Source organism: Nonomuraea terrae, from assembly GCF_004348995.1.
GTDB lineage: Bacteria > Actinomycetota > Actinomycetes > Streptosporangiales > Streptosporangiaceae > Nonomuraea > Nonomuraea terrae.
The window spans coordinates 20,544-34,540 of sequence record NZ_SMKQ01000080.1; the positions used below are offsets into that span (position 1 = coordinate 20,544).

Genomic DNA, 13,997 nt, shown 5'->3' on the forward strand with positions numbered 1-13,997 from the left:
ATAGAAGACCTGTCGCGTGGGTAGTCGCCTTCCCCAGTGGAGGAGGCGAGCAGTCGTGAACGACACCCACAAGCTGGTCACTGATCTTTCCGAGCAGGTCTCCCGCCTCGTGAGGGACGAGCTTCGCCTGGCCAGGATGGAGCTCACGCAGAAGGGCAAGCGTGCGGGCTTCGGCGCGGGGCTGTTCGGCGCGGCCGGAATGGCCGCGTTCTTCGGCGGCGCCGCCCTCGTGGCCGCCGTCATCATGCTGCTCGCGCTCGTCATGCCCGGATGGCTGGCCGCCGCCATCGTCGCGGTCGTGCTGTTCATCGCCGCCGCGGTGCTCGGGCTGACGGGCAGGAGTCAGGTGAAACGGGTCGGCCCGCCGGCCCCGACGGAGACCATCGCGAGTGTCAAGGCCGACATCGACCTGGTCAAGGAGAAGGCGCGGCGGTGAAGCCCTCCCTCAAGAGGAGCCGGTATGTCCTGTGTTTGCGCGGGGCTGACTTTCTCTCCGGCTTGAGGGCAGAGGCTTCTTCGGAGGTATTCGATGAGTGAGACCGATCCCGGATACAGCGATCAGCACGCCGGCAACGTCGGCGCCCACCGGGCGACCGTGGGCACGCCGACCGAGCGTGAGTCGATCAACGTTCCCCCGACCCGGGCGGGCGCGGCGGAGAACGCGCGGCGGGCGGAGGCCGCCCGCGAGGAACACGAGACCTTCGTCCCCGAGGCCCCCATCCAGGACGAACGTACGGAGGCTGTGGAGAACCTGCGCCCCGAGGAGGAGTCCCTGCGGGGAACCCGTACGGGCGGCCGGACGCGCGACAACCAGGCGGGGAACCGTACGGGCACCAGGAGGGAGAGCAGGAAGAGCAGGCGGCGAGGCGAACGCGGGGAAGACGACGACGAAGGGGGCGACGTGCGTAGAGACATCGAGGAGACCAGGAGAGAGCTGGGGGAGACCGTCAGCGCCCTGGCTGCCAAGACCGACGTGAAGGCCCGGGCGGGGCACGCGGCAGAGGTGGCCAGGAGCAGGGCCGCCGGCGCGGCGGAGACCGTCAGGGGCAAGGCGTCGCAGGTGGCGGGCAAGGTGCGCGGGACCGCTCCGGAACAGGTCAAGGGCGTCACGGGGAAGGCCAGGAAACGTCCCATGCTGCTCGTCATGGCGGCGGGCGCGGTGACCGCGCTGGTGGTGCGCCGCATGATGCAGGGCCGCCAGACCGGGCCGCGGGTGACGTTCCGGCCCATGACCCGGCCGATGATGCGGTCCACGTCGAGGCGGAGCCCCATGCCGGCCTGGCGCTTCACCTCGAAGCGCCGCACGGCGAGGCGCCCCAAGACGGGCAAGGGCCCGATGGCCGCGCTGGGTCACAAGACGGGTAAGGGGCCGATGGCCGCGCTGGGTCACAAGACGGGCAAGGGGCCGATGGCCGCGTTCGGTTCCAAGACCGGTCCCATGGCCGCGATGGGGCGGCGCCCCATGGTGACGTGGCAGCGCACGATGACGACGCGGCCGAAGATCGTGCTGCATCCCACCATGGCCGACCGGCTCATGGCGGCGTGGCGCTCCAGCAGGGGACAGCGTCCGATGGTGACGTGGCAGCCCACGATGGCCAGGCGGCCGAAGATCGTCTGGCGGCCCACCATGCGCGACCGGCTCATGCGCACGATGACGAGCAGGCGGCCCACGATGGGCAAGGCCCGGATGTCGGCAGGGCAGCGGCTGGTCATGCGAGGCCACTGACTCGGCAGGCAGGACAGTACCGGGGCGTCCCCGCCGGGGGCGCCCCGGTAGCCTGCCAGGGTGATGCGTCGAACGGCCGCCGGCCTGCTGGTGGCAGGGCTGATGACAGTGCTGGTGGCGGGGTGCGGCGCCGGGTCCGCGGTGAGCGACTTCGGCACGGTGGTCAGGGGCGGCGAGGGCACGACGGCGAAGGCCGAGCTGCGGCCCGGGCAGCGGTTCACGCTGGCCGTGCCGGCCGACCCGGCGCCGGGCGACGACTGGGAGCTGGTGGCCGTGCCCGACACGAAGGTGGCCTCGTTCATCAGCGAGGAGCAGCAGGGCGGCACGACGTACTTCGTCTTCAACGCCAAGCGGCCGGGCACGACCGAGATCCGGCTGCGCGCGGCGGCCCCCGCCACGGGCGAGGCGGTCTTCGACGTCACCGTGCGGCAACCGGCCCGTACCGCCGGGTGAGGGTCGCCCGGGCGGGCTAGGCTGCGGTAGTGGACTTCATCCGGGTACGCGCCTCGGCCGACGGCACCGAGACGATCTCCTACTGGACCGGCGACGTCTACGGCTGGCAGGACGACGGCGGCCCCCACCACCTGTTCGGGTTCGAGGGCCTCAACGTCGCCAGGGCGGTCGAGACCGACGCCGGCTGGCAGCTGCTGACCAGGGAGGCCGCGCTCTACCTCGACCCGGCCACCCGCGAGGTCGTCGACACGTGGGACAACCCGTTCACCGGCCGCAGGGTCGAGGTGCAGCACGTCTTCAACGACCCGGTCAACCAGCGGCTGGGCGCCCATCCGGTGCCCGTCACCCGCCTGGGGGACAAGGTCGTCTTCAACGTGGACGTCCGGCTCGCCTATCCCTCGCCGCTGAAGGTCGCCGACCATCCCGACCACTCCGCCGGCGACACCTACCGGGCGATGGAGCTGTTCCAGTTCTTCGCCGAGGCGAAGGATCTCGACGCGGGCCTGCCCGACGTGCCGAGCGTGTTCTCGTGGTGCCGGGTGTCGCCGTGGCTGCCGTGGATGGCGATGGGACAGCGTGGCGGCGCGCTGGTCTACCACTGCCGCGGCGCCAAGGTCGCCGAAGTGCCCGCCCGCCTGCGCGAGCGGGCCGGCGAGCGCTTCCTGCACGCGCCGGACGCCTGGTCGGCGCCCAACATGACGAGCTGGACGGCCTTCGCGGCCCGGCACGCGGCGCAGGCCGGCCGGTGAGCCCCGACCTGTTCTGCGAGATCGTCGCGGGCGAGCGGCCCGCCCACGTGGTCGGCTCCGATGATGTCGCCGTCTCCTTCCTCGACGCGCGGCCGGTCTTCAAGGGCCACGTGCTCGTCGTGCCGCGCGCCCACGTTGAGACGTTGTCCGACCTCGCCGACGTGGGGCCGTTCTTCGAACGGGTGCGTGCCATGGCCAGGGCCGTCGAGGAGGGGCTGCAGGCCGGCGGCACGTTCGTCGCGATGAACAACCGGGTCAGCCAGAGCGTGCCCCACCTGCACGTCCACGTGGTGCCGCGCACGAAGAAGGACGGCCTGCGCGGCTTCTTCTGGCCCCGCACGACATACGACTCCGACGAGGAGGCCGCCTCGTACGCCGCCCTCATCGCCGAGGCGCTGGGCTAAGCTCCCCCGCGTGGAGTACCTCGTCGGGTCCGCCGTCGTCGCGGTGGTGGTCGGCGTCCCCTCGATCGTGTTGTGGCGGGTCATGCGCGGCCGGCGCGAACTGGGCACGAGCCCGGCCGAGCGGGCCACGTTCGAGACCCTGCACACCGCCTCCCTGGCCGGGCCGCCGCTGCGCGCCGGGCTGACCGCCGACGGCGCCGAGCGCGCCTCCCGACACCTGCGCGCGCTGCTCGGCTCGGCCGCCGTCGCCATCACCGACCGCGAACGGCTGCTCGTCTACGACGGCGCCGGCGACCACCACGCCGGGCAGGCGTTCGAGCACGCGGCGGCCACCCTGGAAGACGGCCGTACCCAGGTGCTCACCATCGAGTGCGAGCTGCTCGAATGCCCGATCCGGCAGGTCGTCGTGGTGCCGCTGACCACCGACGACCGCGTGGTCGGCGCGCTGGCCGCCTACGGGCAGAGCGCCTCGGCCGGGCTGGTCAGGGCCGCCCAGGAGGTGGCCGGGTGGGTCGACTCGCAGCTGGAGCTGGCCGAGCTCGACCGCTCCCGCACGCTGCTCATGGAGGCCGAGGTGCGGGCCCTGCGAGCGCAGATCTCTCCCCACTTCATCTACAACTCGCTGACCACGATCGCGTCGTTCGTCCGCACCGACCCCGAGCGGGCCAGGGAGCTGCTGCTGGAGTTCGCCGACTTCACCCGCTACTCCTTCCGGCGGCACGGCGAGTTCACCACGCTGGCCGAGGAGCTGCGCTCGATCGACCGCTACCTCATCCTGGAGCGCGCCAGGTTCGGCGACCAGCTCCAGGTCACACTGCGCATCGCGCCGGAGGTGCTGCCGGTGGCGGTGCCGTTCCTGTGCCTGCAGCCGCTGGTCGAGAACGCCGTCCGGCACGGCCTGGAGAGCAAGAACGGCGTCGGCCGCATCACGATCATCGCCGAGGACGCCGGTGCGGAGTGCCGCATCAGCGTCGAGGACGACGGGCTCGGCATGGACCCGGAGCGGCTGCGCCGCATCCTCGCAGGTGAGATCGCCTCCTCGGGCGGCGTCGGCCTGGCCAACGTGGACGAGCGGCTGCGCCAGGTGTACGGCGACGAGTACGGCCTGGTCGTCGAGACGGCCGCCGGCGCGGGCACCAAGGTCAACGTGAGGTTGCCGAAATATCACCCGGGAGTCTCCGCCCGTTGACCCCGATCTTCGTTGTCGGTTTCATCACTGTCTATGGCACTACTTCGGGTCCTCGCGGTCGACGACGAGCTACCCGCCCTCGAAGACCTGTCGTACCTGTTGCGCGCCGACCCGCGCATCGGGGAGGTGAGCACGGCCCGCGACGGCGCGTCGGCGCTGCGGCTGCTCGACCGGGCCATCGCCGACGGCCGTCCGATCGACGCGGTGTTCCTCGACATCAGGATGCGCGGGCTCGACGGGGTGGTGCTCGGGCGGCTGCTGTCCCGCTTCGCGAACCCGCCCCGGGTGGTGTTCGTCACCGCGTACGAGGAGCACGCGGTGGACGCGTTCGAGATCAAGGCCGAGGACTACCTGCTCAAGCCCGTACGGCCGGAGCGGCTGGCCGAGGCGATCCGGCGGGTGGCGCTGTCGGCCGACGTGCCGGCCGACAGCGGCGAGAGCGACACGATCCCGGTCGAGCTGGGCGGGGTGACCCGGTTCGTGTCCAGCGCCGACGTCGTCTACGTCGAGGCGCAGGGCGACTACGCCCGCCTGCACACGGCCTCCGGCAGCCACCTGGTCCGCATCCCGCTGGCCACCCTGGAGGAACGGTGGGCCTCGGCCGGCTTCGTCCGTGTGCACCGCAGCCATCTGGTGGCCGTCAAACACATCGAAGAGCTGCACATCGACTCCGGCAAGTGCACGGTACGGGTGGGCGACACCGAGATCCCGGTCAGCCGCCGCCACACCCGCGAGCTGCGTGACCTGCTGGTCCGACGCGCCAGGAAGGGCAGGCCGGAATGAGCCACCTGAAGGGCGGGCGGTCATGAGCCCCGAGTCGCGGCCGGTGCGCAGGCCGTCGCCGCGGGCCGACACTCCCCGCCGCGTCACCGTGACCAGCCCCCGCACGGCCGCCGCCAGGCGCCCCCGCTACCCGGCCACCCGCGAGATCGACGAGCAGACCCGGGTCGGCGAGATCTACATGCGTTCGCTGCTGCGCACCCAGTTCCGGCTGGCGTTGTTCGTCTGCACGGTGCTGGCGTGCGTGGTCGGCGGGCTGCCGCTGCTCTTCCTGCTCATCCCGGAGCTGCGCGAGGCCCACCTGCTGGGCGTGCCGGTGCCGTGGGCGGTGCTGGCCGGGCTCATCTACCCCGGCTTCGTCCTCGGGGCCTGGCTCTACGTCCGCCAGGCCGAACGCAACGAACGCCACTTCGCCGAGCTGGTCGAGCGCCGATGAGCCTCACCGCCGTGCTGGTCGTGGTGGTGGCGGCCGTGCTCATCGGCGCGTTCGGCATCCGGTTCTCCCGGACGACGTCCGACTTCTACGTCGCCTCCCGTACGGTCAGCCCGCTCTGGAACGCCTCCGCCATCGGCGGCGAGTACCTGTCGGCGGCGTCGTTCCTCGGTGTCGCCGGGCTCATCCTGTCCTTCGGCGTCGACATGCTCTGGCTGCCGGTCGGCTGGACCGGCGGCTACCTGGTGCTGCTGGTGCTGGTGTCGGCGCCGCTGCGCCGCTCGGGGGCGTACACGCTGCCGGACTTCGCCGAGGCCCGGCTGGAGTCGATGACCGTGCGCCGCACCGCGAGCGTGCTGGTCGTGCTGATCGGCTGGCTGTACCTCATGCCGCAGTTCCAGAGCGCGGGCCTGGTGCTGCGGACCATCACCGGCGCGCCCGTGTGGGCGGGCGGGCTCCTCGTCGCGGTCGTCGTCGCGGTGAACGTGCTGTCGGGCGGCATGCGGTCGATCACGTTCGTGCAGGCGTTCCAGTACTGGCTGAAGCTGACCGCGCTGGCCGTGCCACTGGTGTTCCTGCTGATGGCCTGGCACGCCGACGGCGCGCCCGCGCTGAACGCGCAGGACGCCGCGAGCTGGCAGGTGCCGCTGACCGGCGGCAGGGAGTACGCGCTGTACTCGACGTACTCGCTGATCCTGGCCACGTTCCTGGGCACGATGGGGCTGCCGCACGTGCTCGTGCGCTTCTACACCAACCCCGACGGGCAGGCCGCGCGCCGCACGACGCTGGTGGTGCTGTCACTGCTCGGCGCGTTCTACCTGCTGCCCGCCGTGTACGGCTGGCTCGGCCGGCTGTACGCGCCCGACCTGGTGCGCACCGACACGGTCGTGCTGACGCTGCCCTCCCGCATGATCGACGGCACGCTGGGCGACCTGCTGACGGCCCTGGTGACCGCCGGGGCGTTCGCGGCGTTCCTGTCCACGTCCTCGGGGCTGACCGTGTCGGTGGCCGGGGTGATCGCGCAGGACCTGCTCAAGGGCGGGGTGCGCTCGTTCAGGATCGCCACACTGATGGCGGTGGCGGTGCCGCTGGCGCTGGCGCTGTGGGCGCGGGAGCTGCCGGTGGCCGACGTGGTGGGGCTGGCGTTCGCGGTGGCGGCCTCGTCGTTCTGCCCGCTGCTGGTGCTGGGCATCTGGTGGCGGCGGCTGTCCACGACCGGGGCCCTGGCCGGGCTGCTCGTGGGCGGCGGGCTGGCCTGCGCGGCCGTGCTCGTCACGATCACCGGCGGGCCGCACGGGGGGCTGACGGGCGCGCTGCTGGCCCAGCCGGCGGCCTGGACGGTGCCGATCGCGTTCACCGTGATGGTGGCGGTGTCGTTCCTGACACCGGACCGGGTGCCGCCCGGCGTGGCCAGGACCATGGTCCGGCTGCACACCCCGGAGAACCTCGACCTCGACCGCGGCGACTGGCGTCCCCGCTCGTCGTGACGCCCGCCCGCGGGTCAGGCGCGGTCCAGCAGGTCCGCTTCGGCCAGCGCGTCCGCCGCCTCCCCGGCCCGGCCCTGCCGCTCCAGATGACAGGCGAGGTTGCGCAGCGTACGGGCGAGATCCCGGCGCAGCTCGCCCTCCGGCGGCTCGTGGGCGGCCAGCGCGCGGTAGAGGTCCACCGCCTCCTGGTAGGCGCCGTGCGCGCCCGCGCGGTCGTCCAGCGAAGACAGCGTGATCGCGAGGCTGTGCAGGCTGTCGGCGAGCGCCGGCTCCGCGAGGTGGCCCGACGTGACCATCCCCCGGTAGACGGAGACGGCCTCCCGCTCCGGGGCGAGCGCGTCGGCGGCTCTGCCGGCCCGGTAGAAGCCCGCGCCCACGGCGGTGAACAACCGCCCGAGATCCTCCGCCCTGGCGCCGTCCTCTCCGAGGTGCCGCAGGGCGACCGCCTCCCGGGTCACGAAGACCGCCTCGTCGTAGCGGTGGAACGCGACCAGGCGCACCGCCACCCGCAACAACATCTCGGCCTGCATCGCGCAGGTGTGCACCAGCGTCGGCACGCGCCGCCTCGGCCTGCTCCTCGCCACCCGCCGACACAGGCCGTAGGCCTGCAGGAGCAGCCGCTCCGCCTCGCCGCGCGCGCCGGCGTGGGCGTCGGAGCGTTCCAAGAGAGCGTCCATCCGTGTGAAGCGGCGGATCTCCCGATACGGCCGCAGGCCCTGCAGGGCGCCGTAGCCGAGGTTGAGCACGGTGAGCGCGGCGACGCCGATGAGAACGCCTCCGGGCAGCGCCCACCAGGACCAGCCGAACCACCAGACGACCAGGGCCCCCAGAGCGGTGGCCGCGAGCCACTCCCATAAGCGCATGCCGTCATGATCGGCTTTTTACCGCGGGTGCGCCAGAGGGATCGTCGGCCCATCGCGGTGACGGAAAGGTGTCCGGACGGTGGACGCGCACCTGCTGACGGGTGGGTTCTCCGGGAGTTAACCCCTCGGTTCATGCATGGTCAGGCGGGTCTGACCTGCTCATCATCGGCGGCGGCGAGCGTGAATGACCGGACCCGGTTCCTGCGACACGCTCGGAGACCTGACTGTGAAACGTTCCCTGACCGCCCTGGCCATGCTCGGCGCGCTCGCGGCGGCGGGCTGCTCCTCCGCCAGCGGCAGCACCGGCGACGCCGATGTGCTGCGCTTCGCCGCCGTGCCGGTCGAGCAGAACATCGACCCGACGGCCGAGTACCAGGACATCATCGCGCTGATCGAGAAGAACACCGGCAAGAAGGTGGAGTTCGTCCGCTCGACCGACTACAACGCGGTCATCGAGGGCATGGTGTCCGGCAAGATCGACCTGGCCGAGTTCGGGCCGCTGTCGTACGTGCTCGCCAAGAGCAACGGCGCCGCGATCACGCCCATCGCGTCGATGGTCGAGAAGGGCGGCACGCCGACGTACCAGAGCTACGGCATCGTCCCCGCCGACAGCCGGATCCGCGACATCAGCGGTTTCAAGGGGGCCAAGGTCTGCTTCGTCGACCCCGGATCCACCTCCGGCTACCTCTTCCCCAGCCAGGGCCTGCTCGCCGCCGGCGTCGACCCGAGGACCGGAGTGCGGCCCGTCATGGCGGGCGGGCACGACAACTCCGTGCTCTCGGTCGCCTCCGGCACCTGCGAGGCCGGCTTCTCGGAGAACGCCATGGTCGACCACATCCTCATCGAGAAGGGCAAGCTCAAGGAGGGCCAGGTCAAGGTCGTCTGGAAGTCGCCGCCCATCCCCATGTCGCCGGTGGCCATGCGCGACGCGCTGCCCGCCGACCTGAAGACCAAGCTCACCCAGACGTTCACCAAGGACGCCACCAAGGACCGGCTCGTGCAGCTCGGCATCTGCACGGACGAGGCGTCGTGCCGGGTGACGGCCGACTCGTCGATCTGGGGCTTCCAGCCGGTCACCGACGCCACCTTCGACTCCGTACGCGAGGTGTGCGCGGTCACCCACAACGAGAAATGCTCCAAGGCATGACGGGCGGCCTGCCGGTCGTCGAGACCCGCGGCCTGGTCAAGACCTTCGGCGACGACGTACACGCCTGCGCCAGCATCGACCTGACCGTGCGCCAGGGCGAGATCGTCGCCCTGCTGGGCCCCTCCGGGTCGGGCAAGTCCACGCTGCTGCGCCACCTCAACGGCCTGACCAGGCCCGACTCCGGCGACATCAGGGTGCTCGGCGTGGACGTCGTCACCGCCAAGGGCGCCGCCCTGCGCGCGCTGCGCCGCCGGGTCGGTGTCGTCTTCCAGCAGTTCAACCTGGTCGGCCGGCTGACCGTCATGGAGAACGTGCTGAACGGCGCACTCGGCCGGGTGCGCGGCCCCCGCTACGGCATCGTGACCTGGCCGAAGTCCGTACGGGTGGAGGCGTTCGAGCACCTCGACCGGGTGGGCCTGGCGGACCGGGCGTACCAGCGGGCCGGGAGCCTGTCCGGCGGGCAGCAGCAGCGCGTGGCCATCGCGCGGGCGCTGCTGCAGCGGCCCGAGCTGGTGCTCGCCGACGAACCCGTGGCCTCGCTCGACCCCGAGACGGCCGCCTCGGTCATGGACCTGCTGGTGCGGGTGTGCCGGGAGGACGGGCTCACCATGGTGTGCACGCTGCACCAGATCGAGCTGGCGCTGCAGTGGACGCGGCGCGTGGTGGGGCTGCGGCGGGGCGAGGTCCGGCTGGACGAGCCGACCGGCGCGCTCGACGCGGTGCGGCTGCGCGGCCTGTACCTGTCCGACCCTGTGACGGTGCCGTGAGCCCGCGCGCCCGCTCCGCCGCACCCTCCCCGCCGCGGCCCGCTCCCGCGAGCCCGCCGGGGCGCGGGGTGCCCGGCCTGCCGCGGGTGCCGCGCAGCGGGCGGCGGATGGCCGCGTGGGGGTTCCCCCTCGTCTTCGCGGTGCTCGGGGTCGTCGCGCTCGACCACCTGGGCGTCGGTGTGGGAGGGCTGGTCGCCGGGTTCGGTGAGGTCGTGGCGCTGCTGGCCAGGGCCGTGCCGCCGACGCTCGCCGACCCCGCGACGACGTTCGCCCATGTGCTCGACACCCTCTGGATGGCCGTCGCCGGCACCGCCCTGGCGACGGTGCCGGCCGCCGTGCTCGGCGTGCTGGCCGCCTCGCGGATCAGGACCGTCAGGTCGGCCGCGCTGGGCGTGATCGTCGCCTGCCGGGCCGTCCCCGACGTCGTGTTCGCCGTCTTCTTCGTGGCCGCGATCGGCATCGGCCCGCTGCCCGGCGTGCTCGCGCTCGGCCTGCACTCCGTCGGCATGCTCGGCAAACTGTTCGCCGAGGCGGTCGAGCAGGCCGACACGGGCGTGCGCGAGGCCGTCGCGGGCACCGGGGCCGGCCCGGCGCAGCGGCTGCTGGGCGGCGTGCTGCCGCAGGTGGCGCCCTCGTGGGTGGCCGCCATCCTCTACCGGCTGGACATCAACTTCCGCGGCTCCGTGCTGCTCGGCGCCGTCGGCGCGGGCGGCATCGGGCTCGACCTGAAGACCGCGTTCGGGTTCACCGACTACCGCGAGGCCACCGGGGTCGCGCTCGTCACCGTGGCCGTGGTCCTGCTGGTCGAGGGGGTCTCGGTGGCGCTGCGCGGTCAGCTGCTCGGCGCGGGCGGCGCCCGGGCGGTGCCCGCCGTGCACGCCACCCGCGTGCCGTGGACGCGCGGCCGGTTCGCCACGCACCTGGCCGGGTGGGGCGCGCTCGCGCTCGCGGCGGTGGCGTTCTGGCGGGTCGGCGCGAGCCCGGCCGCACTGGCCGACGCCGCGGCCGGATCCGTACGGGCGCTGGGCGACTTCTTCCCGCCCGACTTCGCGCCGGTCGCCGGCCTGCTGGGCGGCGGACTGCTGGAGACGGCCGCGATCGCGCTCGGCGCCACGTTCCTCGGCACGCTCGCCGGAGTCCCGCTCGGGCTGGCCGCCGCCCGCGCCGTGGCCCCCAACGACGGGGTGCGCCTGGGCGCCCGTACGGTCCTCGTGGGCCTGCGCTCGATCCCCGACCTGCTGCTGGTGCTCGTGTTCGTGGCCGCGTTCGGGCTCATGGACGGGCCGGTCGCCGGCACCCTGGCGCTGGCGGTCTTCACCGCGGCCCTGGTCGCCAAGCTCGTCGCCGACGACGCCGAGGAGCTGCGCAGCGGGCCGCGCGAGGCCGTCCTGTCGGCCGGGGCCGGGCCGGTGCAGGAGCTCACCGTGGCCGTGCTCGGCCAGCTCACCCCGCGTCTGACGGCCATCACCCTGTACGCGCTCGACGTCAACCTGCGGGCCTTCTTCATCCTCGGCATCGTGGGCGCCGGAGAGCTCGGCTACGCGCTGAGCCAGCACATCCGCGCGCTGAACCACGACGTCGTGACCGCGATCGTGCTGCCGGTGTTCGTGCTGGTCCTGGCCGTGGAGGCGGTCTCGGCCCGGCTCAGATCCGTCCTGCGTTGATGGCCTCCACGCTCGTGCGGCGTCGTCCGCCGTTCACCTGCCGGTCAGAGTCGCCGCCGAGGCTGCTTGTCATGACAAGCACGCAGCGCTACCTGGAGATGGCCGACATCCTGGAGGCGGAGCTCGCCCACGTGCCCGTGGGCGCGCAGGTGCCGAGCGAGCACGTGCTGGCCGGCCGCTTCCAGGTCAGCAGACCCGCCGCCCGCGCGGCCCTGCAGGAGCTGGAGCGGCGGCTGCTGGTCCGCCGTGTCCAGGGCGTCGGAACCTTCCGGCGGGGGCGCGTGGAGTACGTGATCTCCGCGCACGTCCCGCCCTCGTTCAGCGAGACCGTCCGCCTGGCCGGCGCCGAGCCCGGGGCGCGGCTGGTGAACTGCGGGGTCCGGCGCGCGGTCGAGGCCGAACGCGCCCGGCTCGGGCTGAGCGCCGGCGCCGCCGTCTGGGCGGTCGAGCGGGTCTTCAGCGTCAACGGCGAGGCCGCCGCGTACGCCACCAGCGTCCTGCCCCGCCGCCCGCTGCTCAACCTGGACAGGGAGCTCGCCGACGACGTCTCCCTGCACCGGGTGCTGCGCCGCCGGTACGGGCTCACCGTGGTGCGCGCCCGTTACCGGATCAGCCTCGACGTGCCGCCGCCCGGCGTCGCCGATCACCTGACCGGCGGCGAGCGCGGGCCCGTCTGGCTGGCCGAGAGCGTCAACCGCGCCGCGGGGGGCCCGTACGTCGAGTACGCCCGCACCTACCTGCGGCCCGACGTCCTCGACGTCACCTTCGAGATCGAAGAGGAAACCCATTGATCGACATGATGACCCGGGAGGAACGCGCCGAACTGCTCGCCGCCGCCACTCCCGGCGAACTGCTGCCCCTCGCCGAGCGCCTGCTCGGCTCGGGCGACCTGGGCGAGCCGGTCGTCCTGCACCCGCCCGAGGTGGGCATGGTGATGCTCACCGTGCGGGAGCCGGTGGCCGAGGAACGCTTCCATCTGGGGGAGGTCCTGGTCACCTCGTGCACCGTCGAGGTCGCGGGTGCGGCGGGCTGGTGCATGCGCGGCGGCGACGACCGCGTGGCCGCCCTGGCCGCCGCCCTCCTCGACGCCGCCGCGGCGGCCGGGCTGCCGGCCGCGGGTGACGTCCACGCCCTGTGCGCGGCCGTCGCCGAGCGCCGGGCCAGGGAGGACGCCGCCGAGTGGGCCGAGGTGTCGGCGACCCGCGTGGCCTTCGAGGAGCTCACGTGACCGTCACCGAGGTTCGGGGGATCGGCGTGTACGTCCGGGCGGTGACGCCGACGGCGGCGCAGGCGCAGGCCGACTTCCGGGTGCTGCTCGACGTGCTGTCCCGGCCGGGGGTGCTCGGCCGGGTGGGACGCGGGGACGGGCCCGCGGCGCTGGCCGTGGCGGCCGGGCTGGCCGACGTCGAGGTGCCCACGGCGGTGCTGACCGCGCCGGGGGAGGAGCACTGGGCTCAGGCCCTGCATCTGGGGACCTCCGCGCCGCCCGCCGCGCCGCAGGCGGCCCGCATGGTCGTCGCGCTGCGCCCGCCCGCCGCGGAGGAGATCACGGCGCTGCCCCGGGGCGACGCCCTGCACCCCGAGTTCGGCGCGCGCCTGATCGCCGCGGTCACCGTGCTGGAGGGTGAGGGGCCCGTGCCTTCCGCGCTGGAGGTCCCGGGCGCGCGGGGGCCCGGGGTCGTGCTGTCCCTCAGCGGGCCCGGCGTGCCAGGGGCGCGGCGGCTGCGGGTCGCCGGGCTGCCGCGTGAGGTGTTCGCCGCGCTCGCCGCCGCCAACGCGGACTTCCCCGCCGGTGTGGACACCTTCCTCGTCGCCGCGGACGGCACCGTCGCCGGGCTGCCGCGCAGCACCCGCATCGAGATCGAGAACGGAGAGCACTGAATGGGGTACTCAGGTGCCAGCGGCGGCCACGAGGCCATCCTGGCGGCCGAACGGCTGGTCGAACGCCACCGGTACGGCGGCCCCAGCGCCTGGCTCGGCATCGACCAGATCACCGGACGCCTGAGGCTGGCCGTCGACCGCGTCATGGGCGAGGGCGGCCTGTGGGCCCCCGAGCTGGCGGCCAGGGCGCTGCGCCAGGCCGAGGGCGACGTGCAGGAGGCGGCGCAGCTCATCCGGGCCCACCGCTCGACGCTGCCCCGGGTGGCGTACTCGGAGCCGGTGCACGCCGACGAGCTGCGGGTCTCGCGCCGCATCTCGCCCGCCTTCCGCAACCCGCCCGGCAGCCAGCTCCTCGGCCGCACCCTCGACTATGTGGGCCGGCTGCTCGACCTCATGCCGGAGGAACAGGCCAAGGCCCGCGCCGACCGTCCGGAGCCCGCCCCCGACCCGGAAC

The 13,997-nt window shown here is 73.4% G+C and carries 17 protein-coding genes; 16 read left to right on the plus strand and 1 reads right to left on the minus strand.

The features are described 5' to 3' along the window. Window positions 1–55 precede the first annotated feature (55 nt). The 9 genes from E1286_RS24255 to E1286_RS24295 all read left to right on the plus strand — a co-directional run bounded on the left by E1286_RS24255 (window position 56) and on the right by E1286_RS24295 (window position 7,221). The gene (locus E1286_RS24255; RefSeq protein ID WP_132615743.1) at window positions 56–436 is read left to right on the plus strand and encodes a phage holin family protein; all 381 of its coding nucleotides are present in this window, start codon (window positions 56–58) and stop codon (window positions 434–436) included. A gap of 93 nt (window positions 437–529) precedes the next feature. Then, entirely contained in the window at window positions 530–1,726 is a 1,197-nt protein-coding gene (locus E1286_RS24260; RefSeq protein ID WP_132615744.1) for a DUF3618 domain-containing protein, read from the plus strand. A gap of 63 nt (window positions 1,727–1,789) precedes the next feature. Next, window positions 1,790–2,179, plus strand: a complete 390-nt coding sequence (locus E1286_RS24265; protein ID WP_132615760.1) for a protease inhibitor I42 family protein — start codon at window positions 1,790–1,792, stop codon at window positions 2,177–2,179. 29 nt (window positions 2,180–2,208) lie between these two features. Further along, window positions 2,209–2,928 (plus strand): DUF1838 family protein, encoded by a 720-nt coding sequence (locus E1286_RS24270; RefSeq protein WP_132615745.1) that lies wholly within the window; start codon window positions 2,209–2,211, stop codon window positions 2,926–2,928. Then, entirely contained in the window at window positions 2,925–3,332 is a 408-nt protein-coding gene (locus tag E1286_RS24275; RefSeq protein WP_132615746.1) for an HIT family protein, read from the plus strand. Before E1286_RS24270 ends, E1286_RS24275 begins: the two co-directional genes overlap by 4 nt. Window positions 3,333–3,342: 10 nt before the next feature. Then, window positions 3,343–4,521, plus strand: coding sequence for a sensor histidine kinase (locus E1286_RS24280; RefSeq protein ID WP_132615747.1), 1,179 nt, complete (start codon window positions 3,343–3,345; stop codon window positions 4,519–4,521). Window positions 4,522–4,554: 33 nt separating this feature from the next. Next, window positions 4,555–5,304: a LytR/AlgR family response regulator transcription factor gene (locus E1286_RS24285; protein WP_132615748.1), complete on the plus strand. Its 750-nt coding sequence runs from the start codon at window positions 4,555–4,557 to the stop codon at window positions 5,302–5,304. 22 nt (window positions 5,305–5,326) lie between these two features. Then, window positions 5,327–5,737 carry a hypothetical protein gene (locus tag E1286_RS24290; protein WP_132615749.1) on the plus strand — a complete coding sequence of 137 codons (411 nt, stop codon included), beginning with the start codon at window positions 5,327–5,329 and terminating at the stop codon, window positions 5,735–5,737. After that, window positions 5,734–7,221, plus strand: a complete 1,488-nt coding sequence (locus tag E1286_RS24295; RefSeq protein ID WP_132615750.1) for a sodium/solute symporter — start codon at window positions 5,734–5,736, stop codon at window positions 7,219–7,221. The genes E1286_RS24290 and E1286_RS24295 overlap by 4 nt, the downstream gene beginning before the upstream one ends. Before the next feature lie 14 nt (window positions 7,222–7,235). On the opposite strand, the gene E1286_RS24300 is transcribed toward E1286_RS24295, so the two are convergent. Next, complete coding sequence (locus tag E1286_RS24300) at window positions 7,236–8,084, minus strand: tetratricopeptide repeat protein (RefSeq protein WP_132615751.1); 849 nt, start codon at window positions 8,082–8,084, stop codon at window positions 7,236–7,238. 226 nt (window positions 8,085–8,310) lie between these two features. On the opposite strand from E1286_RS24300, the gene E1286_RS24305 reads away from it, so the two are divergent. The 7 genes from E1286_RS24305 to E1286_RS24335 all read left to right on the plus strand — a co-directional run. Next, complete coding sequence (locus E1286_RS24305) at window positions 8,311–9,231, plus strand: phosphate/phosphite/phosphonate ABC transporter substrate-binding protein (protein WP_223190319.1); 921 nt, start codon at window positions 8,311–8,313, stop codon at window positions 9,229–9,231. After that, window positions 9,228–9,998, plus strand: a complete 771-nt coding sequence (gene phnC / locus E1286_RS24310; RefSeq protein ID WP_132615753.1) for a phosphonate ABC transporter ATP-binding protein — start codon at window positions 9,228–9,230, stop codon at window positions 9,996–9,998. Before E1286_RS24305 ends, phnC begins: the two co-directional genes overlap by 4 nt. Further along, window positions 9,995–11,662 carry a PhnE/PtxC family ABC transporter permease gene (locus tag E1286_RS24315; protein WP_132615754.1) on the plus strand — a complete coding sequence of 556 codons (1,668 nt, stop codon included), beginning with the start codon at window positions 9,995–9,997 and terminating at the stop codon, window positions 11,660–11,662. The genes phnC and E1286_RS24315 overlap by 4 nt, the downstream gene beginning before the upstream one ends. A 71-nt stretch (window positions 11,663–11,733) precedes the next feature. Then, a complete protein-coding gene (locus tag E1286_RS24320) occupies window positions 11,734–12,453 on the plus strand; it encodes a GntR family transcriptional regulator (protein ID WP_165969889.1) in 720 nt (239 codons plus the stop codon). Window positions 12,454–12,458: 5 nt separating this feature from the next. Beyond that, window positions 12,459–12,890, plus strand: coding sequence for a phosphonate C-P lyase system protein PhnG (gene phnG / locus E1286_RS24325; protein ID WP_132615761.1), 432 nt, complete (start codon window positions 12,459–12,461; stop codon window positions 12,888–12,890). Further along, the gene (gene phnH / locus E1286_RS24330) at window positions 12,887–13,543 is read left to right on the plus strand and encodes a phosphonate C-P lyase system protein PhnH (RefSeq protein WP_165969890.1); all 657 of its coding nucleotides are present in this window, start codon (window positions 12,887–12,889) and stop codon (window positions 13,541–13,543) included. The genes phnG and phnH overlap by 4 nt, the downstream gene beginning before the upstream one ends. Beyond that, window positions 13,544–13,997, plus strand: a 454-nt coding sequence (locus tag E1286_RS24335; RefSeq protein ID WP_165969891.1) for a carbon-phosphorus lyase complex subunit PhnI, incomplete at its 3' end; no start/stop codon positions are given. It abuts the gene before it with no gap.

Excerpts from the sequence above, each read along its gene's own strand:
- E1286_RS24260 (WP_132615744.1), top strand. The coding sequence starts at position 530 with ATGAGTGAGACCGATCCCGGATACAGCGATCAGCACGCCGGCAACGTC.
- E1286_RS24265 (WP_132615760.1), top strand. The coding sequence starts at position 1,790 with ATGCGTCGAACGGCCGCCGGCCTGCTGGTGGCAGGGCTGATGACAGTG.
- E1286_RS24285 (WP_132615748.1), top strand. The coding sequence starts at position 4,555 with ATGGCACTACTTCGGGTCCTCGCGGTCGACGACGAGCTACCCGCCCTC.
- E1286_RS24290 (WP_132615749.1), top strand. The coding sequence starts at position 5,327 with ATGAGCCCCGAGTCGCGGCCGGTGCGCAGGCCGTCGCCGCGGGCCGAC.
- E1286_RS24295 (WP_132615750.1), top strand. The coding sequence starts at position 5,734 with ATGAGCCTCACCGCCGTGCTGGTCGTGGTGGTGGCGGCCGTGCTCATC.
- E1286_RS24300 (WP_132615751.1), bottom strand. The coding sequence starts at position 8,084 with ATGCGCTTATGGGAGTGGCTCGCGGCCACCGCTCTGGGGGCCCTGGTC.
- phnC (WP_132615753.1), top strand. The coding sequence starts at position 9,228 with ATGACGGGCGGCCTGCCGGTCGTCGAGACCCGCGGCCTGGTCAAGACC.
- E1286_RS24320 (WP_165969889.1), top strand. The coding sequence starts at position 11,734 with ATGACAAGCACGCAGCGCTACCTGGAGATGGCCGACATCCTGGAGGCG.
- phnG (WP_132615761.1), top strand. The coding sequence starts at position 12,459 with ATGATGACCCGGGAGGAACGCGCCGAACTGCTCGCCGCCGCCACTCCC.